The sequence below is a fragment of the Brevundimonas diminuta genome, from assembly GCF_050310045.1.
GTDB classification, from domain to species: Bacteria; Pseudomonadota; Alphaproteobacteria; order Caulobacterales; family Caulobacteraceae; genus Brevundimonas; species Brevundimonas diminuta_F.
Genome location: NZ_CP190005.1, coordinates 1425677 through 1448678, shown reverse-complemented (window position 1 = coordinate 1448678; position 23002 = coordinate 1425677). Strand labels below are relative to the sequence as shown.

The following is a 23002-nucleotide window of genomic DNA, read 5'->3' as shown; positions in this document are numbered from 1 at the left end:
GCCGCTGTTGTTTTCGCGTCTTCACCGGCGCACCGACTTAGAGATTGAGACGGACATGGCCGTTCCGAAGCGCAAAACTTCTCCCTCGCGTCGCAACATGCGTCGTGCTCATGACGCCCTGGGCGCCAACACCTATGTCGAAGACAAGGACACCGGCGAACTGCGTCGTCCGCACCACATCGACCTGAAGACCGGCATGTATCGCGGCCGTCAGGTTCTGACCCAGCAGGAAGACTAAGTCTTCCTCTGGCGATCCGGCTTCGGCCGGGCGCAAGATTCAGCGGCGCGCGAGCTTCTCGCGCGCCGTTTTTCGCATATGCCGCCGCAGCTTCGCCTGTGGCGATTCCAGCAGGTCTGGTCTAAACCGGCCCCACCTTTCCCAACTCAGTCAGAGCGCAGAGTTTCATGACCGATATCGTCGACATCATCGCCCGCCAGATCCTCGATAGCCGGGGCAATCCGACGGTTGAAGTGGACGTGACCCTGGAAGACGGCAGCTTCGGCCGCGCGGCGGTGCCGTCGGGCGCCTCGACCGGCGCGCACGAAGCCGTCGAACTGCGCGACGGCGACAAGGACGTCTGGGGCGGCAAGGGTGTCGAGAAGGCGGTCGACGCCGTCAACGGCGAAATCTTCGACGCTCTGTCCGGCATGGACGCTGAGGACCAGCGCCGCATCGACGAAGCCCTGATCGAACTGGACGGCACCGAGAACAAGTCGCGCCTGGGCGCCAACGCCATGCTGGGCGTCTCGCTGGCCGTGGCCAAGGCCAGCGCCATCTCGGCCGGTCTGCCGCTGCACCGCTACATCGGCGGCGTTTCGGCCCGTATCCTGCCCACGCCGATGATGAACATCATCAACGGCGGCGCCCACGCCGACAACCCGATCGACATCCAGGAATTCATGATCATGCCGACGGGCGCCGAGAACTTCTCGGAAGCCCTGCGGATGGGCGCCGAAATCTTCCACGCCCTGAAGAAGGCGCTGAAGGATGCAGGCCACAACACCAACGTCGGCGACGAAGGCGGTTTCGCCCCGAACCTGGCCTCGGCCGATGAAGCCCTGACCTTCATCACCAAGGCGGGTCAGGCAGCCGGCTATCTGGCGGGCGAGGACTTCCATCTGGCGCTGGACGTCGCCTCGACCGAATTCTTCAAGAACGGCAAGTATGAACTGGCGGGCGAGGGCAAGTCCTTCGACGCCGAGGGCATGGTCAACTATCTGGCCGATCTGGTCGAACGCTTCCCGATCGTCTCGATCGAGGATGGCTGCGCCGAGGACGACTTCGACGGCTGGAAGCTGCTGACGGACCGTCTGGGCGACCGCGTGCAACTGGTCGGCGACGATCTGTTCGTGACCAACCCGCGCCGTCTGGCCGCAGGCATCGGCGAAGGCCTGGCCAACTCCATCCTGATCAAGGTCAACCAGATCGGCACCCTGTCCGAAACGCTGGACGCCGTCGATATGGCCCATCGCGCGGGCTACACCGCCGTCATGTCGCACCGTTCGGGCGAGACCGAGGACTCGACCATCGCCGACCTGGCCGTGGCCACCAACTGCGGTCAGATCAAGACCGGCTCCCTGGCCCGTTCGGACCGGACGGCCAAATACAATCAGTTGCTGCGCATTGAAGAGATGCTGGGCGATCAGGCCGCCTATTTCGGCGACGGCATGCTGCTGAAATAGGCTTCATCACGAAGATGTGCCGGGCGCCGCCTCCGAACTTCGGGGGCGGCGTTCGCAATTACGGCCAAGCTACGGTTCGTTAGGCATTTTCGGTCACTGATAGGTCACCGTGTTTTGTGTGCGCTCAGAAGGAGCGTCCGTTTTGCCCGAGCAGATGAAGCCATACCTGCCGACCGTTCTGTTGCTGCTGCTGATCGCCTATCTGGGCGTGCAGGCCCTTACGGGTGAGCGTGGCCTTCTAAGTGGCGGAGAACGCGACGCTTTGCTGGTTCAGCGCCAGTCTCAACTGACCCGCCTGATTGAGCAGCGTCAGGATCTTGAGGTCCGCGTCCGCTATCTGCGCACCGACAGCCTGTCGAAGGATTTGCTGGAAGAGCGGGCCAGGGCGGTCATCGGTTTCGCCGATCCGCGCGACTATGTGGTGCGCCTGAACGGTCCGGTCACGCACAATCCGGACACGACGCGCGCCTCCTGAACTATTGTTACAGCCCGGCTGGCTGCTTTGCGTTTCGGGAACGAAGGCTGCTAAAGCCCCTTTCCGTAACGATAAGAGTCCCTGAAACAGGGGTGTAAGCCGGGAGATGCCGGATGGCGAAAGCCGCCGCTCAGAAAAACTCGCCTAGCACGGGCGACAAGATTCCGAACACGCCTCAGGCTTCCAAGGAAGACCTGCTGCGTTTCTATCGCGAGATGGTCCTTATCCGCCGCTTTGAAGAGCGTGCGGGCCAACTGTACGGCATGGGCCTGATCGGGGGCTTCTGCCACCTGTACATCGGTCAGGAAGCCGTGGCCGTCGGCGTTCAGGAGAGCGTCAAGCAGGGCTACGACAAGATCATCACGGGCTATCGCGACCACGGCCACATGCTGGTCGCGGGCATGGACCCGAAGGAAGTCATGGCCGAACTGACGGGCCGCATCGGCGGATCGTCCAAGGGCAAGGGCGGGTCGATGCACATGTTCGACGTGCCGACCGGCTTCTATGGCGGTCACGGCATCGTCGGCGCCCAGGTGGCGCTGGGCACGGGCCTGGCGTTTGCGGGCAAGTATCGTGGCGATGACTCGGTCAGCTTCGTCTACTTCGGCGACGGCGCCTCGAACCAGGGTCAGGTCTACGAGAGCTTCAACATGGCCCAGCTGTGGAAGCTGCCGGCCATCTACATCATCGAGAACAACCAGTACGCCATGGGCACGAGCATCGAACGCTCGTCGTCCACGACCGAACTGTATCAGCGTGGCGCCAGCTTCGGCATTCCGGGCGAACAGGTCGACGGCATGGACGTGCTGGCCGTGCGTGACGCCGCCGCCCGCGCCGTGGCCCGCGCCCGCGCCGGCGAAGGCCCCTACATTCTTGAAGTGAAGACCTACCGCTATCGTGGCCACTCCATGTCCGACCCGGCCAAATACCGGACGAAGGAAGAGGTGGACGAGGTCAAGAAGACCCGCGACCCGATCGATCACCTGAAGATGCTGCTCGCCGCCGCCAAGGCGACCGAAGACGAGCTGAAGGCGATCGACAACGAAGTGAAGGCCATCGTGGCCGAAGCCGTGCAGTTCGCTCAAGAGAGCCCTGAGCCGGATCCGTCCGAGCTCTACACCGACGTCTACGTGGAGGCCTGATACGTGACGGACATTCTGATGCCGGCGCTGTCCCCCACGATGGAAGAGGGCACGCTGACCAAGTGGCACATCAAGGCTGGCGACGTCGTGTCGGCCGGTCAGGTGATCGCCGAGATCGAAACCGACAAGGCGACGATGGAAGTCGAAGCCGTCGATGAAGGCGAAGTGCTGGAGATCCTGGTGGCCGAGGGCGCCGAGGGCGTGAAGGTCAATACGCCTATCGCGCGCTTGGCGGGCGAAGACGGCGCTGCTGCGCCAGCGCCCAAGACTGAATCGCCCAAGGCAGAGGCCGTTCCGGCCGCCGCCTCTCCGGCTGCCCCCAAGGTCGAACTGCACGACCCGGAAATCCCCGCCGACGCCAAGATGGTGAAAACCACCATCCGCGACGCCCTGCGCGACGCCATGGCCGAAGAAATGCGCCGCGATGAAGCCGTCTTCCTGATGGGCGAGGAAGTCGCCCAGTATCAGGGCGCCTACAAGGTCAGCCGCGATCTGCTTCAGGAATTCGGCGAGCGACGCGTGGTCGACACCCCGATCACCGAGCATGGCTTCGCCGGCCTGGGCGTCGGCGCCGCCATGGCGGGCCTGAAGCCCATCGTCGAGTTCATGACCTGGAACTTCGGCATGCAGGCCATCGACCACGTAATCAACTCGGCGGCCAAGACGCTGTATATGTCGGGCGGCCAGATCCGCTGTCCGATCGTGTTCCGCGGCCCGAACGGCGCCGCCGCCCGCGTGGCCGCCCAGCACAGCCAGGACTATTCAGCCTGGTATGCCCAGATTCCGGGCCTGAAGGTCATCGCCCCCTATGACGCGGCCGATGCGAAGGGCCTGCTGAAGTCGGCGATCCGCGATCCGAACCCGGTCGTCTTCCTCGAGCACGAGATGATGTACGGCCACGAGTTCGACGTGCCGGACGTCGAGGACTACCTGGTACCTATCGGCAAGGCCAAGATCCGTCGCGAAGGCACGGACGTCACCATCACGGCGCACAGCCGCATGGTCGGCTTCGCTCTTCAGGCCGCTGAAAAGCTGGCTGAAGAAGGCATCTCGGCCGAGGTCGTCGACCTGCGCACCCTGCGTCCGCTGGACCATGAGACCATCCTTGAAAGCGTCCGGAAGACCAACCGTCTGGTCTCGGCTGAAGAAGGCTGGGGCTCGATGGGCGTCGGCGCCGAAGTGGTGGCCCGCGTGATCGAACACGCCTTCGACTATCTGGATGCGCCGCCGCTGCGCGTGCACCAGGAAGACGTGCCGCTGCCCTATGCCGCCAATCTGGAAGCCCTGTCCCTGCCGGGCGTCGACAAGATCGTCGCTGCCGTGAAGAAGGTGATGGCATGACCGACATCCTGATGCCCGCCCTGTCGCCTACGATGGAAGAGGGCGTCCTGGCCAAGTGGCACGTCAAGGTCGGCGACACGGTCTCGGCGGGCGACGTCATCGCCGAGATCGAAACCGACAAGGCCACGATGGAAGTCGAAGCCGTCGATGAGGGCGAAGTCCTCGAAATCCTGGTGCCGGAAGGCGCCGAGGGCGTGAAGGTCAACACGCCGATCGCCCGCCTGTCCGGCGACGCCGTGGCGCCCGCGCCCAAAAAGGCGGACGCTCCGGCCGAAACGCCGAAGCCTGATGCGCCCAAGGCCGAGGCTCCGAAGGCCGAAGCTGCGCCTACTCCAGCCGCACCGAAGTCTGACGACGGCGGCCGCATCTTCGCCTCACCGCTGGCGCGCCGTCTTGCGGCTCAGGCCGGTCTGGACCTGAAGGCCGTCAAGGGCACCGGCCCGCATGGCCGCATCGTCAAGCGAGACGTGGAAGCCGCTGGTAAGGGCGGCGCTCAACCGGCTGCCGCTGCTGCGGCCGCGACCGCCGCAGAACCGCGCAAGGCTCAGTCGCTGGCGCAGATGGGCATCCCCGACGGCAGCTACGACCTGATCCCGCTGGACGGCATGAAGAAGGCCGTCGCTCGTCGCATGGTCGACAGCATCCAGAACGTGCCGCACTTCCCGCTGTTCATCGACTGCGAGATCGACCAGCTGATGGCCGTCCGCGCCAAGGTGAACAAGATGCTGGAGCCGCAGGGGATCAAGGTCTCGGTCAACGACTTCGTCATCAAGGCCGCTGCGCTCGCCCTGAAGATGGTGCCGGAGGCGAACGCCTCCTACACGCCCGAAGGCATCGCCATGCACCACAACGCCGACGTCTCCATGGCGGTGGCGATCGACGGCGGCCTGATCACCCCGATCATCCGCAAGGCCGAGACCAAGGGCCTGGCCCAGATCGCGACCGAGTCCAAGGATCTGGCCAAGCGCGCGCGCGAGCGCAAGCTGAAGCCGGAAGAGTTCCAGGGCGGCACCTTCTCGGTGTCCAACCTGGGCATGTTCGGCATCAAGTCGTTCAGCTCGATCATCAATGAGCCGCAGGGCTGCATCATGAGCGTGGGCGCGGGCGAACAACGTCCGGTCGTCAAGGACGGCCAGATCGTGCCGGCTACCGTCATGACCGTGACCTTGACCTGCGATCACCGCGTGGTCGACGGTGCGACGGGCGCCCGTTTCCTGCAGGCGTTCAAGCCGCTGATCGAAGATCCCGTGGCGATGCTGGCGTAAGGGGAGGGTGAAGTCATGACCTCGGTCTATGACTTCTCCGCCCGGGCCATCGATGGCGCGGACGTGTCGCTGGAGCGCTTTCGCGGTCAGGCGTTGCTGATCGTCAATACGGCGTCCAAGTGCGGATTCACCAGCCAGTATGCCGGGTTGGAGAAGCTGCACCGCGACTTTGTCGACGCGCCGTTCGAGGTCCTGGGCTTTCCCTGCAACCAGTTCGGCCAGCAGGAGCCGGGCAGGGCGGCGGAAATCGCCGCCTTCTGCGCCAGCAGCTTCAACGTGACCTTCCCCTTATTCGACAAGGTCGAGGTCAACGGACCGAACCGCCACCCTCTCTATGCCTGGCTGACCCGACAGAAGCGCGGCTTCCTCGGCTCACAGGCCATCAAGTGGAACTTCACCAAGTTCCTGACCGACCGCGAAGGCCGCGTCGTCGCGCGCTATTCGCCCCAGACTGAACCCGAGGCCATCAAGGCCGACATCGAGAAGTTGATCTGATCATGGCTGCTGAATTCGATCTCGTCGTCATCGGCTCGGGCCCCGGCGGTTACGTCGCGGCCATCCGCGCCAGCCAACTGGGCCAGAAGGTCGCCATCATCGAGCGCGAGAACCTGGGCGGCATCTGCCTGAACTGGGGCTGCATCCCGACCAAGGCCCTGCTGAAGTCGGGCGAGAAGTTCGAGAGCCTGTCGCACCTGAAGGACTATGGCCTGTCCGCTTCGGGCGCCTCGTTCGACTTCGACGCCATCATCCAGCGCTCGCGCGGCGTGGCCAAGCAACTGAATCAGGGCGTCGGCTTCCTGATGAAGAAGAACAAGATCGAGGTCATCGAGGGCTCGGCCAAACTCGAAAAAGGCGCGGCTGCGCCGAAGGTGGTCGTGGCCCTGAAGGTCGGCGGCACGCGCGCGATCGAAGCCAAGACCGTCATGCTGGCCGTCGGCGCCCGCGCCCGCGCCCTGCCGCAGATCGGGCTTGAGGCTGACGGCGACAAGATCTGGGCCTATCGCGACGCCCTGGCGCCGAAGACACTGCCCAAGACCTTCGTGGTCATCGGCTCGGGCGCCATCGGCATCGAGTTCGCCAGCTTCTATCGCGCTCTCGGCGCCGAGGTGACGGTCGTTGAAGCCGTCGACCGCATCATGCCGGTCGAGGACGAAGAGGTGTCCAAGGCCGCCCAGAAGGGTTTCGAGAAGCGCGGCATCAAGTTCAAGCTGGGCGCCAAGGTGACGAAGGTCTCCAAGGATTCCAAGGGTGTGAAGGTCGATCTTGAAGTCAACGGCAGGGCCGAAAGCCTGGAAGCGGAGGTTTGCATCTCGGCTGTCGGCATCACCGCCAACACCGACGGCATCGGGCTGGAAGCGCTGGGCGTCGAACTGGACCGCGGCCACATCAAGACCGACAGCCATTGCCAGACCAATGTGAAGGGCCTGTACGCCATCGGCGACTGCGCGGGCGCCCCCTGGCTGGCGCACAAGGCCTCGCACGAAGGCATCCACGCCGCCGAACACATCGCCGGCTACAAGACGCCGAACGTCCATTCGCCCATCGCCGGCTGCACCTACGCCCAGCCGCAGGTCGCCTCGGTCGGGGTGACGGAGCAGGGCGCCAAGGCCGAGGGCCGCGAAGTCAAAATCGGCCGCTTCCCCTTCAAGGTGAACGGCAAGGCCATCGCGGCGGGTGAGACCGAAGGCTTCGTCAAGGTTATCTTCGACGCCAGGACCGGCGCCCTGATCGGCGCCCACATGATCGGCGCCGACGTCACCGAGATGATCCAGGGTTATGTCACCGCCATCGCCATGGAGGCGACCGAGGAAGACATCCACGGTATCGTTTACCCGCACCCGACCATGTCCGAGGCCATGCATGAGGCCGCGCTGGACGCCTATGGCCGCGTCATCCACATCTAAGACCGGTTGTTAGAAAATCTGAACTGTGGCTAAGAGGGTTGCTCCTCTCCATGGTTCGGATCCCCATGATCGTCGCCCCCGATGTGCTTGGCTTAATCGGCAATACGCCTCTGGTGCGCCTCAAGCGCGCCTCAGAGGTCACGGGCTGTGAAATTCTGGGCAAGGCCGAGTTCCTGAATGTCGGCGGCTCGATCAAGGATCGTGCGGCGCTCAGCATTATCCGCGCGGCGCGGGCCTCGGGTGCGTTGAAGCCTGGCGGGACCATTGTCGAGGGCACGGCGGGCAACACCGGCATTGGTCTTGCGCTGGTCGGCGCGGCGCTGGGCCACCCCGTCGTCATCGTCATGCCGCGCACTCAGACCGAAGAGAAGAAGCGCGCTGTTCGCCTGCACGGCGCCCGTCTGATCGAGGTCGATCCGGCGCCCTTCGCCAGCCCCAACCACTTCGTCCATTTCTCGCGTCGTCTGGCCGAGGAACTGAACGACAGCGAACCGAACGGCGCCTTCTACGCCGACCAGTTCGATAATCTGGCCAACCGTCAGGCCCACTATGAAGCCACAGGCCCGGAAATCTGGAAGCAGACGGACGGCCGCATCGACGGATTCATCTGCGCCGTGGGATCGGGCGGCACCCTGTCCGGGACCACGACCTATCTGCGCGAGCGCAACCCCAATCTTCATGTCGGACTGGCGGACGTGCCAGGCGCCTCGCTCTACAGCTGGTTCACTGAAGGCGTACTGAAAGGCGAGGGCGGTTCGGTCGCCGAGGGCATCGGCGTGAACCGCATCACCGGCAATCTTAACGGCCTGACCGTCAACCATGCCTATCGGATCGAGGATGCAGAATTTCTGCCCGTACTGTTCGATCTCGTGCGGGAAGAAGGGCTGTCGCTGGGGCCGTCCAGCGGCGTCAATATCGCCGGGGCCATCCGCATGGCGCGCGACATGGGGCCCGACCATACCATTGTGACGGTGCTGTGCGACGCTGGCCAACGCTACGCCAGCAAGATCTATGATCCCGTCTTTCTGAACGCGCGAGGCCTGCCGACTCCGGAATGGATGAACCGATGACCCGTCGCAAGGACCCTTCCATCGAAAGCCGTCTGCCGCCGCTCAACGCCCTGAAGGCGTTCGAGGCCGCCGCGCGGCGCCTCAACATCACCCGCGCGGCTGAAGAACTGTCTGTGACGCCGGGCGCCATCAGTCAGCAGATCCGTATTCTCGAGGAACATGCCGGAGCGCCGCTGTTTCACCGCGAGGGCCGTCAGATCGCCCTGACAGAGCTTGGCGCGGAACTCTATCCGTTGCTGCGGGACGGATTCGACTATCTGAAACGGGCAGGGGATTTGCTGTATCGGCCGGACCGGCGACACGCCCTGGCCGTCAGCGTGCCGCCATCCTTCGCCTCGAAATGGCTGGCGCCGCGTATCGCACGGTTCGCGGCGGCGCATCCGGAAATCGAAGTATGGATGTCGGCTGATATGCGTCTGGCTGACGTCAGCGGCGGTCGCGTGGATGTCGCGGTCCGGTACGGGCGGGGCGACTATCCCGGCGTTCGTTGCGAAAAACTGTTGGACGCCGATCTCACGCCTGTCTGTTCGCCGCGTTTGACCACGGGCGAGAACGCCTTGCGACGCCCGACAGATCTGGCGCGTCATGTCCTGATCCATCTGCGTCCCAGCGAACTGGAAGAGCCGCGCCCGGACTGGTCTGCGTGGTTCAAGGCGCGCAACCTGGAAGGCATCGACGCTCTGTCTGGACCACGTTTCGACCAGGCCGCCTTGGCCATCGAGGCCGCCGCTCACGGTCAGGGCGTCGCACTGGCGCCATATGCCTTTGTGGCTGAAGATCTGGCGTCTGGCCGTCTTGTCGCGCCTTTCGCCGACGGCGCGCTGACCACGGAACTGGCTTACCATGTCCTGACCAAACGCAGCGGCGCTTCGACACCCGCCAGGGCCTTTGCCGCGTGGTTGACGGCAGAGGCGCAGAACGCCGCCGACGCCAGCATCGATGACCTTTGAGTGTTGGTTTCCAGTGGCCGAGAATTCTCTCTCGCCGATTGTGGACTGATTGACGTGCTCCTTTCCCGATTCTCAACCGGTAAATGGCCGGAGCTTCCCTAACGAAGGGCGGACAGAGTGAAGCGACCAAGGTTCACGCAGTAAAGACTGGAATATACGCCACACTGAAACGGATCATCGAGATCCTGCGGGAAGGCCGGCCGAACGGGGTTCTGGGGAACAAGCTGGCAAGGCCCCGATGAAACGCTGGGGCGCCGTCACCGACGACGGGTGACGACGACGAAACTCTCCCCCTGACCGCTGATGAACGTCGAACATTCGCTCAACGCCTTCGTTTGTGCAGCTGGACTTCGATTGAGGTCGTGCCGAGCGTCGGCCGCGGCCAGCCAGTAGCCGAAGCCCTTGGTCGAAGAAGGTAACGGCCGTGGAGGATCCCCGAGATGGACGAGGTTGGCTGCGGAAAATCTGGTCGCGAGATCCTGGGTTGTCGCGCCATGAGGTCCTTTGTGAGGAGCGGGGTCGTCCAAGGGGCAGCTATAGCACGGGCGCCAAGGACGATTCGTCGTCCCCCTTGCTATCTCGGGCGGGAGGCGCGCCTTCTCCACGCGGAGCTGCGGGGTGAGGGCCCAGGTGGGATTCGCCGGTCGATCGATGGAGGCCGCGATCAGGCCATGCGGGAAGGTCTTCCATATCGTAGACGACCCGGCCTCCAAGCTTCCGATAGAAGGGGCCTGTGCCGTAGGTACGATGTTTTTCGAGCGTGCGGCCGGATAGTCCGAGGTACCGACCCGCCTCAGGCGTGCGCAGAAATCGCTTCACCGGTAACTGTCCCATGATGCCTCCCTGAAAAGAGATCGATCATGCCGTGGAAGCGCCGGGGATCCGCCCCGCTACTTCATCACCGTAGCGACGCGGTTGGGCTTCGCGCTCAAGACAATGTGAAGCGAACGGGAACCTGGAACGATTTCGTCCAAAAGTACCGTTCTAAACGCCGTTCTAAACGGCCAAGCTAGAACGGAGAGCTCTGGTCTCGTCGTCAGATTGTCTAGGGATTTCGATCCCCCGAGTGGCTCCGCGGGTAGGATTCGAACCTACGACCAGCCGATTAACAGTCGGCTGCTCTACCACTGAGCTACCGCGGAACATCCCCTCGGGGGAGGCCGGCGTATAGCAGCGCCTTTTCGATTCATGCAACGGGTAAAAGACAGAAATCGCCAAATTTTTTCGTAAAGCCCTGCGCTACAAGGCTCTGCATGACGCCAATCCATGTGAACGACCCGGATGACCTGCGCATCGCCGCCTTTCGCGATGTGAAGGAGCGCGATCTGACAGGTCGGCAGGGCCTGTTTGTCGCCGAGGGCGAGGTCGTCCTGCGCGTTCTGGCGTCCGAGGCGTCACGGTGCGCGCCTGTAGCGGTTCTGGTCGCTGAAAAGCGGTTGGAGGGGCTGAGGGAGGTGCTGGAGCGCCTACCGGGCGATGTGCCGGTTCATGTGGCGCCCCAAGCGGTGTTGAACGCCGTGGCGGGGTTTGATCTGCACCGGGGCATATTGGCGCTCGGACGCAAGCCGGAGACGGTGGAGCCGGGCGTCTTGCTGGATGATCTGCCTGAGCAGGCTGTGGTCGTCGTGGCGTGTGGAATCGGCAACCACGACAATATGGGCGGTCTGTTCCGTAATGCGGCGGCCTTTGGCGCAGGCGCGGTGCTGCTGGATCAGACCTGCTGCGACCCCTTTTACCGCAAGGCGATCCGCGTCTCTGTAGGCGCAGTGTTGAGGACGCCGCTGGCGATCGCTCAGGAGGCGGGCGACTTGGTGGATCTGTTGCAGGGCAGGGAATTCGAGGTTCTGGCGCTGACACCCTCGGCGGAGCAGACGCTGGCCGCGTTCAGGCCGAAGGGGCGCACGGCGCTTCTGTTGGGCAGCGAGGGGCCGGGTTTGCCGCGAGAGATCATCGCGCGCTGTCGTCCTGTCGGCATTCGCATGGCGGGGGGATTTGATTCGCTGAACGTGGCGGCGACCAGCGCCGTGGCTCTGCATCACCTGGCGACGGCGGATCAGAGGTAGGGCCAGAAACAAGAAAACCGCCCCGAAGGGCGGCTTTCTCGATGTTCATCGCGATGGAGGCCTGACCGGGAATCGAACCCGGGTGCAAGGATTTGCAGTCCTCTGCGTCACCACTCCGCCATCAGGCCGTGACCCCGTTTTTCAGGGGCCCCGCCATCGCGAGGGCCGTCAGCTATCAGATCGGATTGTCCGCTGCAACGCACGGACCTATAAGCGCGTCACATTTCTTGGCCTGAGCCGACCTGTAAGGACTTCGGATTATGGATTTCGCCGCCGCCCGCAAGGTGATGCTGGACTCGCAGGTCCGCGTGAACGACGTCACCGACCGCCAACTGCACGCCGCCATCGGCGCTGTGCAGCGCGAGCGATTCTGCGCCGCCGACCGCGCCTTCTCGGCTTATGCCGATGTTGAGCCGGAAATCGCAGGCGACCGTCGTCTGATGCTGCCGCGTGATGTGGCCAAGCTGTTGCAGGGCCTGGACGCCCGCACTGGTGAAAAGGCGCTGGCGATCGCCGCCCCCTATGCCGCCGCCGTGCTGGCGCACATGGGCCTGAGCGTGACGGCGCAGGAATCGGATGCGGCTGTGTTCGAAGTCGTCGGCGCGGCTCTGGCCGACGCAGGCGTTGAGACCGTGTTGGCGCCTTTGGGTCAGCCTCAGGGCGAGGGCTATGACCTGATCGTCAGCGAGGGAGCGGTAATCGAGCGTCCAGATGTATGGATCGCGGCGCTGCGTCCGGGCGGCCGTCTGGCGGTCGTGGAGCGTGAAGGCGCCAGCGGCGCGGCGGTTCTGTATGTGCGCGGACGTGAAGGCGTGTCGCGGCGCGAACTGTTCGATGCGGCGCCGGACCTGCTGACGGAAATGGTTCCGGCCCCGGCGTTCGCGTTCTAGGCTGACGTTCACGCTGTAAAAGGCGTCCGGCGGTGCGACGGAAGGGGCGTTGCGCTGCGTGAAAAAAACTTAACTGGCGTTGGGGGCGTGCAGCCCCCAACTACGCCGGTACAAGGCACTACAGGCGCGCGGATGGGCGCGCCAGGCAGGGACAGGTTCATGTTGAAACGCTCGCGCGCGCTCGCTTCGGTCGCACTGGTCGCATTGACGATGGGGGCGACGCCGGTTCTGGCCGAGTCGCTGCAGGAAGCCATCGCTCTGGCCTATCGCACCAATCCGACCCTGCTGGCGCAACGCGCGAATCAACGGGCGCTGGATGAAACCATCGTTCAGGCGCGCGCTGGTCTGAGGCCGACCGTGAACGCTTCGGCGGGCGTGAACTACAGCCATACCCGCACGGATCGGATCACGACCACGACGCCGGCGCAGACCTTTCCCATCGACACCAACGGCGACGGCGTGCCCGATGCGACGGGCGTCCTGCCTGCGCGCAGCACCACGACGGGCGGGAAGGATGAATCCGACAGCGCCACCGCCAGCATCAGCCTGAGCCAGAATATCTGGACCGCCGGGCGCGTGACGCACGGCATTTCGGCGGCGGAAGCCAATGTTCTGGCGGGCCGCGAGAACCTGCGTCAGGTCGAGCAACAGGTGATGACCTCGGTCATTCAGGCCTATGCCGATGTGACCCGCGATCTGGAGATTCTGCGCATCCGTCAGGAAAACCTGGCCGTCCTGCGTCGCCAGCTGGACGAATCGAACGCCCGCTTCGAGGTCGGCGAGATCACCCGCACCGACGTCGCTCAGTCTGAGGCCCGACTGGCCCAGTCCGAATCGGATCTGGCCGGCGCCCAGGCGCAACTTTCGGTGTCGCGCGCGGCCTATGCCGCCGTGGTCGGGCAGGCGCCGTCCAACCTGCAGGCCATGCCGGTTCTGCCGGGCCTGCCGGGCGACTTCGACAGCGCCATGGACGTGGGCCTGGTGGAGAATCCCGGCCTCCTGTCCGCCATCCACGTCCAGCGCGCGGCCGAGGCCAATGTGGCGGCGGCGCGGGCCGAATACCTGCCGACGGCGCGTCTGAACGCCTCCTATGGCGGTACATCTAACGATCTGTCGGGGCTGGACCTTGGCGACCGCACCAGCTTCACTGCCGGGGCGACCGTTTCGGTGCCGCTGTTCACCGGCGGCTTGAACCGCTCGCGCGTGGCGCAGGCTCTGGAACGCGCCAACGCCGCCCAGATCAATGTCGAGGGCCAGCGCCGCACGGTGCTGCAATCCGTCAGTTCGGCCTATGCCCAGAGCGCCTCGGCCCGGTCCAGCGTGCTGGCGGGCGAACAGGCGGTGCGCGCGGCCTCAGTCGCCGCCGAGGGCGTGCGTCAGGAGGCCCAGGTCGGGCTGCGCACCACTCTGGATGTGCTGAACCAGGAACTTGAACTGCGAAACGCCGAGGTCGCCCTGACCAGTGCGCGCCGCAATGAATATGTGGCTCAGGCCCAGCTTCTGGCGGCGATGGGCCGTCTGGGCGGCCCGAACCTCGATGCGGCGATCGACGCCTATGATCCGGCTGACAACTATCGCGCGGTGCGCAACCGCGGCGCCCTGCCGTGGGACGGCGTTGTCGAGGCGATCGACCGTCTCGCCGCACCGGCCACGACTCCGGCGACGGATGTCGAGGACGCCCCGGTCGATCGTCAGCTGAAGGGCGAAGTCGTCCGCACCGCGCCGCGCGGCTGACAGACCGGACGCAAAAGGCTCATTAATTCCGGCGTTGATTCTGGCGGGCGTTGATGCGACGACAGTAAGGAACGGGGGAGGCGAGTCTTGTGCCCGCGCTCCCGGAGTCGTCCGCCCTGTTCGTATCGGCGTGCGACCTTTTTCGACCAAGCGCCCAGGTTGAGGCTCCGACATGACCGAACAAGCCGCCCAGGAACCGACGATGGAAGAGATTCTGGCGTCGATTCGCCGGATCATCTCTGAAGACGACGCCCCGGCCGAAACGGCCCCGGCGGCCGAGGCGGCGCCTGAGCCGGTCGCCGCTGAGCCTGAACCCGCTTCGGCCCCGGTCGAAGAAGAAGTGCTTGAACTGACTGAGCCTTATGAGGCGCCAGCAGCCGAAGCCATTGGCGATCTGGACGTGGCGGACGCCGCGCTCTTCCCGACGGAAGTCGCCCCTGAGCCGGAACCCCAGCTCGTCGCCGCGCCTGTGACGGATGCTCTGGTTGGCGAAACCGCCGCCGCCAGCGCCGCATCGGCCTTCGCGGGTCTGGCCGCCAGCTTCCAGAAGCCCGAGCCTGCGCCGGTCGCCTCGGCTGCCGACATGAACTTCATGAGCGGCAACACGGTCGAAGCCATGGTCCGCGAAATGCTGCGCCCGATGCTGAAGGACTGGCTGGACGCCAACCTGCCCGCCATCGTTGAGGCGCAGGTCCGCAAGGAAGTCGAACGCATCGCCCGCAACGCAGGCTGATTGCTTCAGGACATCGCAGAATTTTACAACGCCCCTCAGTCCGCTGAGGGGCGTTCGTTTTTCCAGTCGAACAGGGCTTCCAGCAGGCGCACGGCCTGACCGCGCTCGCTGACCAGTTCTGGGTCACGCCCCAGCAACAGGCGCGCATCATCCGCCGCCGCCAGCAGCAGCGACCGATGGCGGATCGGGTCGGCGAAGCGATAGGCCGGGAAGCCGCTCTGTTTCAGGCCCAGCGGGTCGCCGCCGCCGCGCAGGCGGAAGTCTTCTTCGGCGATGACGAAGCCGTCCTCGGTGCGACGCAGGGTCTCCAGCCGTTCCTTCGCCGTCTCGCCCAAGGCGCCGTCTTCGCCGCCATACAGCAGGATGCAGGAACTGGCCTTGGCGCCGCGTCCCACACGCCCGCGTAACTGGTGAAGCTGGGCCAGACCGAAGCGGTCGGCGTGTTCGATCACCATGATGGAGGCGTTCGGCACGTCGACGCCGACCTCGACCACGGTCGTGGCGACCAGAACGGGCAGGCGGCCTGCCGCGAACTCAGCCATCACCGCTTCGCGCTCGGCGCCCGGCATCTGGCCGTGGGCGAGACCGACTTCGGTGCCCAACAGTTTGCGCAGGTCTTCGGCTCGATCCTCGGCTGCAGCCAGGTCGATTGCCTCGGATTCGGCGACCAGAGGGCAGATCCAGTAGGCTTGGGCGCCTGCCTCGACCGCCGCCTTCAGCCGCTTCGCCACCTCGCCGATGCGCGCCAGCGGCAGGACGGCCGTGGTCACGGGCGTGCGACCCGGCGGCTTCTCCATGAGGCGGCTGACTTCCAGCTCGCCGTATTGCGTCAGCTCCAGCGTGCGCGGAATCGGCGTGGCCGACATGGTCAGCAGGTGGACGCCGCCCAGAGCCGGATCGCCCTTGGCCTGCAATCGCTGGCGCTCGCGTACGCCGAAGCGGTGCTGCTCGTCGATGACGGCCAGCGCCAGCCGGTGGAACTGCACCGCGTCCTGGAACAGGGCGTGGGTGCCGATAGCGACCTGAGCCTCGCCGGAGGCGAGAGCCGCCAGCTTGACGCGCCGTTCGGCCGGGGTGTCGCGGCCGGTCAGCAGCAGACTGGACACGCCCGCCTGATCCAGCAGGGGCGACAGCTTGTCATGGTGCTGGCGCGCCAGAATCTCGGTGGGCGCCATCAGGGCGGCCTGAAAGCCGCTGCTGGCGGCATCGGCCAGAGCCAGAGCCGCGACCGCTGTCTTGCCGGAACCCACATCGCCCTGCAGCAGCCGCCCCATCTGCTCGCCGGAACTCAGATCTGAGCGGATTTCGACGACGGCCTGTTCCTGCGCGCCGGTCAGGGCGAAGGGCAGGGCGGCCAGCAGGCGGGCGGACGCCTCGCCCGGCGCGATCCGGGCGGCTGGCGTGATCTGGCGGGCGCGACGGCGGCGCGCCAAGGCCAACTGGTGCGCGAACAGTTCGTCATAGGCCAGACGCTGGCGCACCGGCGTGTCGGGCGCGAGGTCGGCTTCGTTCGCGGGGGCGTGCAGGGCCTCCAGCGCCGCACGCCAGCCGCTCCAGCGCCGCGCCGACAGCCAGTTCGGCTCCTGCCATTCGGGCAACTCGGGGGCGAGGGCCAGCGCGCCCTGCGCCAGCTTGCGGATCTGGCGCGAGGTCAGCCCCTGCGTCGCCGGATAGACGGGTTCGGACAGCGGAATCCCATCCGCCTTTTCGACGGGCAGGATGTAGTCGGGGTGGGCGATCTGGACTTCGCTGTTGAAGCGCTCGACCTTGCCGGTCACCAGCCGCCGCGAGCCACGCGGGGCCAGGCTCTCGATATGGCGTGGCGATCCGGCGAACCAGATCAGGTGGATGAACCCGGTGTCGTCGATGGCGCGTACCTTGATCGGCGCACCGGGCTTATGTGGCGGGATCAGGCGGTCGATCGTCACCTCGAAGACGCCGATCTCGCCGTCGACGGCTTCCATCGCCGTGGTGCGGCGACGCTGGATCACGCCGTTGGGCGACAGGAACAGCACGTCGCGCACCAGCGAACCCGCCACCTTCTGCACCAGGGGCGCGCTGCGTGGCCCAACGCCTTTCAGCGTGGTGACGTCCGCGAACAGGGGAAAGAGAATCTCGGGTCTCATGATGACGCAGCATAGCTGGCGCAGCGGCGTCTGGAACGCTATCTGATCGGCCTCTTAACGAAGTGAACGGACAGGCAAGGAAACCGCGTGGCCGATATCGACGCACGTCCCGAGGACGCCCTGAACTCTGACGACCGCAAGACCCGTCTGGGCCGCATCGCTTTCCGCGCCTGGCGCCGGGGCTTTCGCGAGGCCGACATGGTGCTGGGGCCGTTTGCCGATCAGGTTGCGCCGACGCTGGACAACGACGAACTGACGGAGTTCGAGCGCCTGCTGGATGAAGAGGATCAGTATCTCTACGCCTGGATTATCGAGCGCGAGCCGACCCCGCCCGAATTCGAAGGGCCGATGATGGCTCGTATCCGCGCCTTCATGCGCGCCCATGTCGCCGCTGAAGTGGCCAAGGGCATCGGCTGATGGACGCGGCGCTGGCGCGGACCGACATGGAGCTGGGCGGCGCGCCGGAGGGGCTGGACGCCCTGATCGTCGCCAACCGCATCAAGACGCAGGGCGGAGTCGTCCTGTTCGTGGCGCGTGACTATCAGCGCTCGGGAAACTTTATTCAGTCCTTCCGCTTTTTCGCCAAGGATGTTGAAGTTCTTGAATATCCGTCGTGGGACTGTCTGCCCTATGACCGGCTGAGCCCCACGGCTTCGGTCGCCGCCCAGCGCATGGCGACGCTGACGCGTCTCGCGACGCGCGATCCGGCGGACAGGACGCCGCTGCTGGTGGTCGCCACCGTTGCCGCCGCCGCCCAGCGCACGCCGCCGCGCAGCGCCGTCACTGGGGCCGGCTTCGCGGCCAGGGTCGGCGCCGATCTCGATACGGCGGCTCTGGAACGTTACGTCACGGCCAACGGCTATGTGCGCGCATCCACTGTGTCGGAGCGCGGCGAATACGCCATCCGCGGCGGGGTGATCGATGTCTTCCCGCCGGGATTCGACGAGCCGGTGCGGCTCGACATGTTCGGCTCGGAGCTGGAATCGATCCGCGCCTTCGATCCCGAAACGCAACGCTCGACGCGTCAGTTGAAGGCGGTGTCGCTGTCGCCGGTGTCGGAAGTCTTACTGGACGCGGACGCCATCTCACGTTTCCGCAGCGGCTATCTGAACCTGTTCGGCGCGCCGGGCGACGAGCCGATGTACGCCGCCGTCAGCGAGGGTGCGCGCCGTCAGGGCGTCGAGCACTGGTTGCCGCTGTTCTACGACCGACTGGACACGCTGTTCGACTATCTGCCGGACGCCGCGCCGGTCTTCCTCGACAGCCAGGCGGAGCAGGCTCGCGCGGAACGCTGGAACCTGACCGTCGACGCCTATGAGGCGCGCAAGGAGGCGGCGCGCGGCAAGGGCGGAGCGGCCTATCGCGCCCTGCCGCCCGCGCGACTCTATCTGGACGACGGCGACTGGAACAGTGCGCTGGCGGGTCGTGCGGTGCGCCGCCTGTCGCCGTTGGCCGCCGGTTCGGGCGAGGACGCAGGCGGCCGTCTTGGCCGCAGCTTCGCCGCCGAGCGATCGCAGGACAGCGTCAATCTGTTCGCCGCTGTGGCCCAGCACGCCGAGGCGTTGAAAGGGCAGGGCAAGCGCGTCCTGTTCGCCTCATGGTCCGAAGGTTCGGCCGAACGTCTGGCCGCCATGCTGGGCGATCACGGCCTGACGCATGTCGTGGCAGTGCGTGACTGGGACGATGTGCAGGGCGCGCCGGACGGCATCTATCTGCGCGCGGTGCTGCCGGTCGAGCATGGCTTCGTCACCGACGACCTAGCTGTCGTATCCGAGACCGACATTCTGGGCGACCGTTTGGCGCGACCCAAGCGCAAGCGGCGGGCGTCCAACTTCCTGGCCGAGGCCTCGGCCCTGACGGCGGGCGATCTGGTCGTCCACCTGGATCACGGCATCGGACGTTATGAGGGCCTGCGCACGCTGGAGATTCAGGAGGCGCCGCACGACTGCCTCGAACTCCTCTATGCCGGTGAGAGCAAACTCTATCTGCCGGTTGAAAACATTGACCTTCTGACGCGCTACGGCACGGACGCAGAGGGCGTTCAGCTGGACCGTCTGGGCGGCGCCGGCTGGCAGGCGCGCAAGGCCAAGGCCAAGGAGCGCCTGCGCGCCATGGCCGAGGGGCTGATCGCTCTGGCCGCCAAGCGGGCGCTGCGGGTGTCCGACGCCATCGTGCCGCCCGCGGGCCTGTTCGACGAGTTCTGCGCCCGCTTCCCCTATGAGGAGACGGACGACCAGCTGAACGCCATCGGCGACGTACTGGAAGACCTCGGCAAGGGTACGCCGATGGATCGCCTGATCTGCGGCGATGTCGGTTTCGGCAAGACCGAAGTGGCCCTGCGCGCCGCCTTCGTCGTGGCCATGACCGGCCAACAGGTCGCCATCGTCTGCCCGACGACCCTGCTGGCGCGTCAGCACTTCAAGACCTTCAGCGAGCGCTTCGCCGGTTGGCCGATCAAGGTGCGCCACCTGTCGCGCATGGTCACGACCAAGGATGCGAACGAAACTCGCGCGGGCCTGAAGGACGGCAGTTTCGAAATCGTGGTGGGAACCCACGCGGTTCTGGCCGATCAGGTCGGCTTCAAGGATCTGGGCCTTGTCATCGTCGATGAGGAGCAGCACTTCGGCGTCAAGCACAAGGAGAAGCTGAAGTCTCTGCGGGCCGATGTTCACCTGCTGACCCTGACGGCCACGCCGATTCCGCGCACCTTGCAGATGGCGCTGTCGGGCATCCGCGAGATGTCGATCATCGCCACGCCGCCGGTCGACCGTCTGGCGGTGCGGACCTATGTCACGCCGTGGGATCCGGTGCTGGTGCGCGAGGCCCTGCTGCGCGAGAAGTATCGCGGCGGCCAGGCCTATTACGTCGCGCCGCGCCTGAAGGACCTGCCCGACATCGAGCGGTTCCTGCGCGAACAGGTGCCCGAGGTGAAGTTCGTCGTCGGCCATGGCCAGATGAGTCCGACCCAGTTGGAATCCGTCATGAGCGCCTTCTATGACGGCGAATATGACGTGCTGGTCTCGACCACCATCGTCGAGAGCGGCATCGACATTCCGACGGCCAACACGCTTGTCGTGCATCGCGCCGACATGTTCGGTCTGGCCCAGCTTCACCAGATCAGGGGCCGGATCGGCCGGTCCAAGGCGCGGGCCTTCGCCTATCTGACGACAGATCCGACCAAGCCGCTGAGCCTTTCGGCCGAGCGGCGTCTGCAGGTGCTGCAGTCGCTGGACAATCTGGGCGCGGGCTTCCAGCTGGCCAGCCACGATCTGGATCAGCGCGGCGGCGGCAATCTGCTGGGCGACGAACAGTCCGGCCACATCCGCGAGGTCGGCGTCGAACTGTATCAGCAGATGCTGGAGGACGCCGTCGCCGAACTGCGTGAACAGGGCGAGGCGGCTCCGGATCGCGGCTGGTCGCCGTCGATCAATGTCGGCGCCGCAGTCCTGATTCCCGAGGAGTATGTCCCGGACCTGAACGTGCGTCTGAGCTTGTATCGCCGCCTGTCGGACGCCGAGAAGATGGAGGACCGCGAGGCCATGGCCGCCGAGTTGATCGACCGGTTCGGCCCTCTGCCGGACGAGGCGCAGCAGCTTCTGCGGATCGTGGGCATCAAGGCCAACTGCCGCACAGCCATGATCGAAAAGATCGACATCGGACCCAAGGGCGCGGTGCTGACCCTGCGCAACAACACCTTCCCCAACCCGATGGGGCTGGTGGGCCTGATCCAGAAGAACCACGCCTTCTGGAAGATACGCCCGGATCAGAAGATCGTCGTGAAGGGCGACTGGCCGACGCCGGAGGACCGCCTGAAGGTCGCCGAACGCATCACCGCCGATCTGGCGCGGGTGGCGGGGGCGGTCTAGCAGTATGGGTGTGGAGCTCGGTTGGCCAGTTTCTAAGTTAGCCGAGCTACAGATTTGGGCCGTAGGCCGCGTCGGTCACGGCGTAGACCATGACGCCCGTCGCGACGGCCAGATTCAGGCTGTCAGCCCGGCCGCGCATCGGAATCTTGACGTTCAGGTCGCAGGCGGCGGCCAGTTCGTCGGTCAGGCCTGCCTGTTCATTGCCCATCATGATGATGGCGGGATGGCGCACAGGGCTATCGCGGTAGCCGTGCGTGGCGTCCAGACGGGTGCCGATCACGCTGCCCGGCCAAGAAGCGCGCCAGGCTAGGAACTCTTCACGCGACGCCTTGCTGATGGTCACGGCGAAGACTGAGCCCATGGTCGCGCGCACCGCCTCGACCGAGAAGGGATCAACGCAGTCGCCGATCAGGATGACGCCGCCGCATCCGGCTGAGTCCGCTGTGCGGATGATGGTGCCCAGGTTGCCGGGATCGCGGACCTGCTCCAGCGCCACCCAGCAGGGCTTGGCGTCGGGCTGGATGGAGATCAGCGGCGTATAGACCTGTTCGAACACGCCCAGCACCGTCTGCGGATTGTCGCGGCGGCTGATCTTTTCAAGGATGGCGTGGGTGACGACGATGATCTGGCCGCCGCTCTTCAACGTCTCGGCCCTGGCGCGGTCCAGCAGGGGGTGCGGCCGGGCGTGCTGACCGACCAGCAGCATGACCGGCGCGCGGCCCTGATCCAGCGCCTCGCCGATGAATTTCAGCCCCTCGGCCAGAAAGCGGCCCGTTGCCTCGCGCTCCTTGCGCATGTGCAGGGCGCGGACGGCCTTGATCGTGTCGTTGGTCAGGGAGGTGATGAGGCGTTCGGTCATCAGGCGCTCCATCTGGCGAAGAAGGACAGGCCGATGGCGCGGGCGCTCTCGCCGTCTTCGGACAGCGCCAGCTCGCCCCAGTCGATGCGGCCGCCGCGATCATGGGTCGCTTCCGCCATCATGTGCGCCAGCGACAGGCCGGAAATTCGCGCCGCATAAGCGTTCAGCAGCAGGAAGGAGGCGTCGTCGGACAACAGGGCGGCGCAGTCTTTCAGCAACTCCGGCATGTCCTCGAACAGGCGCCAGACTTCACCATTGGCGCCGCGCCCGTATTTGGGCGGGTCCAGGATGATGCCGTCGTATTTTGAGCCGCGGCGCACCTCGCGCGCGACGAATTTGCGGGCGTCCTCGACGATCCAGCGGATCGGGCGGTCGGCCAGACCGGACAGTTCGGCGTTTTCGCGAGCGTAGGCGACCGACTTCTTCGAGGCGTCGACGTGGGTGACGTGCGCGCCCGCCGCCGAGCAGGCGAGGCTGGCCACACCAGTATAGCCGAACAGATTGAGGATCTTCGGTTGCTTCAGGGTGCGGACACGCGCGTCCAGCCATTCCCAATTGGCCGCCTGCTCAGGGAAGAAGGCCAGGTGCCGAAACGGGGTGAAGCGCCCCATGAAGCGCACGTCGCGCCATTTCAGCGGAAAGGCGTCGATCGGTCCGTGCGCGTCGAAACGCCAGCGGCCGGAATCCTCTTCCTCCTGCTGCGGATCGAACATGGCGTTGGCGCGCTCGAAGGCAGCTGCGTTATGGGCCTTCCAGAAACACTGCGGCTCAGGGCGCACAACGGTGTAGCGGCCGTAGCGCTCCAGCTTGCGGCCGTCGCCGCTGTCCAGAAGAGCGTAGTCCGACCACCCGCGCGTCACGAGGGTTTCGGGGGTGAAAGAGAGAACCGGAGCCATGCGCG

The 23002-nt window shown here is 65.6% G+C and carries 19 protein-coding genes and 2 tRNA genes; 16 read left to right on the top strand and 5 right to left on the bottom strand.

The features are described 5' to 3' along the window. Positions 1 to 55 precede the first annotated feature (55 nt). The 10 genes from rpmF to gcvA all read left to right on the top strand — a co-directional run bounded on the left by rpmF (position 56) and on the right by gcvA (position 9830). A complete protein-coding gene (gene rpmF / locus ACORJG_RS07030; protein WP_427792679.1) occupies positions 56 to 238 on the top strand; it encodes a 50S ribosomal protein L32 in 183 nt (60 codons plus the stop codon). Between the two features lie 167 nt (positions 239 to 405). Further along, entirely contained in the window at positions 406 to 1683 is a 1278-nt protein-coding gene (gene eno, locus ACORJG_RS07025; protein ID WP_427792677.1) for a phosphopyruvate hydratase, read from the top strand. A gap of 154 nt (positions 1684 to 1837) precedes the next feature. Continuing rightward, the gene (locus tag ACORJG_RS07020) at positions 1838 to 2158 is read left to right on the top strand and encodes an FtsB family cell division protein (RefSeq protein ID WP_427792675.1); all 321 of its coding nucleotides are present in this window, start codon (positions 1838 to 1840) and stop codon (positions 2156 to 2158) included. A 113-nt stretch (positions 2159 to 2271) separates the two neighbouring features. Continuing rightward, the gene (gene pdhA, locus ACORJG_RS07015) at positions 2272 to 3300 is read left to right on the top strand and encodes a pyruvate dehydrogenase (acetyl-transferring) E1 component subunit alpha (protein WP_427792673.1); all 1029 of its coding nucleotides are present in this window, start codon (positions 2272 to 2274) and stop codon (positions 3298 to 3300) included. Between the two features lie 3 nt (positions 3301 to 3303). Continuing rightward, entirely contained in the window at positions 3304 to 4641 is a 1338-nt protein-coding gene (locus tag ACORJG_RS07010) for a pyruvate dehydrogenase complex E1 component subunit beta (protein ID WP_427792671.1), read from the top strand. Next, positions 4638 to 5906, top strand: a complete 1269-nt coding sequence (locus tag ACORJG_RS07005; RefSeq protein ID WP_427792670.1) for a pyruvate dehydrogenase complex dihydrolipoamide acetyltransferase — start codon at positions 4638 to 4640, stop codon at positions 5904 to 5906. Before ACORJG_RS07010 ends, ACORJG_RS07005 begins: the two co-directional genes overlap by 4 nt. A 15-nt stretch (positions 5907 to 5921) precedes the next feature. After that, entirely contained in the window at positions 5922 to 6401 is a 480-nt protein-coding gene (locus ACORJG_RS07000) for a glutathione peroxidase (protein ID WP_427792669.1), read from the top strand. A gap of 2 nt (positions 6402 to 6403) precedes the next feature. Continuing rightward, the gene (lpdA, locus tag ACORJG_RS06995; protein WP_427792668.1) at positions 6404 to 7810 is read left to right on the top strand and encodes a dihydrolipoyl dehydrogenase; all 1407 of its coding nucleotides are present in this window, start codon (positions 6404 to 6406) and stop codon (positions 7808 to 7810) included. A gap of 65 nt (positions 7811 to 7875) precedes the next feature. Further along, positions 7876 to 8880: a cysteine synthase A gene (locus tag ACORJG_RS06990; protein WP_427792989.1), complete on the top strand. Its 1005-nt coding sequence runs from the start codon at positions 7876 to 7878 to the stop codon at positions 8878 to 8880. Then, the gene (gene gcvA / locus ACORJG_RS06985) at positions 8877 to 9830 is read left to right on the top strand and encodes a transcriptional regulator GcvA (protein WP_427792666.1); all 954 of its coding nucleotides are present in this window, start codon (positions 8877 to 8879) and stop codon (positions 9828 to 9830) included. The genes ACORJG_RS06990 and gcvA overlap by 4 nt, the downstream gene beginning before the upstream one ends. Positions 9831 to 10897: 1067 nt before the next feature. Here gcvA and ACORJG_RS06980 read toward each other — a convergent pair. Then, a tRNA-Asn gene (locus ACORJG_RS06980) sits at positions 10898 to 10972 on the bottom strand. Positions 10973 to 11083: 111 nt separating this feature from the next. Here ACORJG_RS06980 and ACORJG_RS06975 point away from each other — a divergent pair. Beyond that, entirely contained in the window at positions 11084 to 11893 is an 810-nt protein-coding gene (locus ACORJG_RS06975) for a TrmH family RNA methyltransferase (protein WP_427792664.1), read from the top strand. A 54-nt stretch (positions 11894 to 11947) separates the two neighbouring features. Here ACORJG_RS06975 and ACORJG_RS06970 read toward each other — a convergent pair. Next, positions 11948 to 12021 (bottom strand) — tRNA-Cys (locus ACORJG_RS06970). Positions 12022 to 12153: 132 nt separating this feature from the next. Here ACORJG_RS06970 and ACORJG_RS06965 point away from each other — a divergent pair. The 3 genes from ACORJG_RS06965 to ACORJG_RS06955 all read left to right on the top strand — a co-directional run bounded on the left by ACORJG_RS06965 (position 12154) and on the right by ACORJG_RS06955 (position 15250). Next, a complete protein-coding gene (locus tag ACORJG_RS06965) occupies positions 12154 to 12783 on the top strand; it encodes a protein-L-isoaspartate O-methyltransferase family protein (protein WP_427792663.1) in 630 nt (209 codons plus the stop codon). A 159-nt stretch (positions 12784 to 12942) separates the two neighbouring features. Then, positions 12943 to 14517 carry a TolC family outer membrane protein gene (locus ACORJG_RS06960; protein ID WP_427792661.1) on the top strand — a complete coding sequence of 525 codons (1575 nt, stop codon included), beginning with the start codon at positions 12943 to 12945 and terminating at the stop codon, positions 14515 to 14517. A gap of 172 nt (positions 14518 to 14689) precedes the next feature. Next, a complete protein-coding gene (locus tag ACORJG_RS06955; RefSeq protein ID WP_427792660.1) occupies positions 14690 to 15250 on the top strand; it encodes a DUF2497 domain-containing protein in 561 nt (186 codons plus the stop codon). Between the two features lie 35 nt (positions 15251 to 15285). On the opposite strand, the gene recG is transcribed toward ACORJG_RS06955, so the two are convergent. Then, positions 15286 to 17376: an ATP-dependent DNA helicase RecG gene (gene recG / locus ACORJG_RS06950; RefSeq protein ID WP_427792658.1), complete on the bottom strand. Its 2091-nt coding sequence runs from the start codon at positions 17374 to 17376 to the stop codon at positions 15286 to 15288. A gap of 87 nt (positions 17377 to 17463) precedes the next feature. Between recG and ACORJG_RS06945 the strand changes: the two genes are divergently transcribed. After that, positions 17464 to 17793, top strand: coding sequence for a succinate dehydrogenase assembly factor 2 (locus ACORJG_RS06945; RefSeq protein WP_427792656.1), 330 nt, complete (start codon positions 17464 to 17466; stop codon positions 17791 to 17793). Continuing rightward, a complete protein-coding gene (mfd, locus tag ACORJG_RS06940; RefSeq protein ID WP_427792655.1) occupies positions 17793 to 21242 on the top strand; it encodes a transcription-repair coupling factor in 3450 nt (1149 codons plus the stop codon). The genes ACORJG_RS06945 and mfd overlap by 1 nt, the downstream gene beginning before the upstream one ends. Positions 21243 to 21288: 46 nt before the next feature. Here the strand turns inward: mfd and ACORJG_RS06935 are convergent, their stop codons facing one another. Both ACORJG_RS06935 and ACORJG_RS06930 read right to left on the bottom strand, forming a co-directional pair. Further along, on the bottom strand, positions 21289 to 22101 hold the full coding sequence (locus ACORJG_RS06935; RefSeq protein WP_427792653.1) for a TrmH family RNA methyltransferase: 813 nt from the start codon (positions 22099 to 22101) through the stop codon (positions 21289 to 21291). Then, positions 22101 to 22997 carry a class I SAM-dependent methyltransferase gene (locus tag ACORJG_RS06930; RefSeq protein WP_427792651.1) on the bottom strand — a complete coding sequence of 299 codons (897 nt, stop codon included), beginning with the start codon at positions 22995 to 22997 and terminating at the stop codon, positions 22101 to 22103. Before ACORJG_RS06930 ends, ACORJG_RS06935 begins: the two co-directional genes overlap by 1 nt. Between the last annotated feature and the right edge of the window lie 5 nt (positions 22998 to 23002).

What these genes read in the sequence shown, in the direction of transcription:
- rpmF (WP_427792679.1), top strand. Translation starts at nt 56, where the DNA reads ATGGCCGTTCCGAAGCGCAAAACTTCTCCCTCGCGTCGCAACATGCGT.
- eno (WP_427792677.1), top strand. Translation starts at nt 406, where the DNA reads ATGACCGATATCGTCGACATCATCGCCCGCCAGATCCTCGATAGCCGG.
- ACORJG_RS07020 (WP_427792675.1), top strand. Translation starts at nt 1,838, where the DNA reads ATGAAGCCATACCTGCCGACCGTTCTGTTGCTGCTGCTGATCGCCTAT.
- pdhA (WP_427792673.1), top strand. Translation starts at nt 2,272, where the DNA reads ATGGCGAAAGCCGCCGCTCAGAAAAACTCGCCTAGCACGGGCGACAAG.
- ACORJG_RS07005 (WP_427792670.1), top strand. Translation starts at nt 4,638, where the DNA reads ATGACCGACATCCTGATGCCCGCCCTGTCGCCTACGATGGAAGAGGGC.
- ACORJG_RS07000 (WP_427792669.1), top strand. Translation starts at nt 5,922, where the DNA reads ATGACCTCGGTCTATGACTTCTCCGCCCGGGCCATCGATGGCGCGGAC.
- lpdA (WP_427792668.1), top strand. Translation starts at nt 6,404, where the DNA reads ATGGCTGCTGAATTCGATCTCGTCGTCATCGGCTCGGGCCCCGGCGGT.
- ACORJG_RS06990 (WP_427792989.1), top strand. Translation starts at nt 7,876, where the DNA reads ATGATCGTCGCCCCCGATGTGCTTGGCTTAATCGGCAATACGCCTCTG.
- gcvA (WP_427792666.1), top strand. Translation starts at nt 8,877, where the DNA reads ATGACCCGTCGCAAGGACCCTTCCATCGAAAGCCGTCTGCCGCCGCTC.
- ACORJG_RS06975 (WP_427792664.1), top strand. Translation starts at nt 11,084, where the DNA reads ATGACGCCAATCCATGTGAACGACCCGGATGACCTGCGCATCGCCGCC.
- ACORJG_RS06965 (WP_427792663.1), top strand. Translation starts at nt 12,154, where the DNA reads ATGGATTTCGCCGCCGCCCGCAAGGTGATGCTGGACTCGCAGGTCCGC.
- ACORJG_RS06960 (WP_427792661.1), top strand. Translation starts at nt 12,943, where the DNA reads ATGTTGAAACGCTCGCGCGCGCTCGCTTCGGTCGCACTGGTCGCATTG.
- ACORJG_RS06955 (WP_427792660.1), top strand. Translation starts at nt 14,690, where the DNA reads ATGACCGAACAAGCCGCCCAGGAACCGACGATGGAAGAGATTCTGGCG.
- recG (WP_427792658.1), bottom strand. Translation starts at nt 17,376, where the DNA reads ATGAGACCCGAGATTCTCTTTCCCCTGTTCGCGGACGTCACCACGCTG.
- mfd (WP_427792655.1), top strand. Translation starts at nt 17,793, where the DNA reads ATGGACGCGGCGCTGGCGCGGACCGACATGGAGCTGGGCGGCGCGCCG.
- ACORJG_RS06935 (WP_427792653.1), bottom strand. Translation starts at nt 22,101, where the DNA reads ATGACCGAACGCCTCATCACCTCCCTGACCAACGACACGATCAAGGCC.
- ACORJG_RS06930 (WP_427792651.1), bottom strand. Translation starts at nt 22,997, where the DNA reads ATGGCTCCGGTTCTCTCTTTCACCCCCGAAACCCTCGTGACGCGCGGG.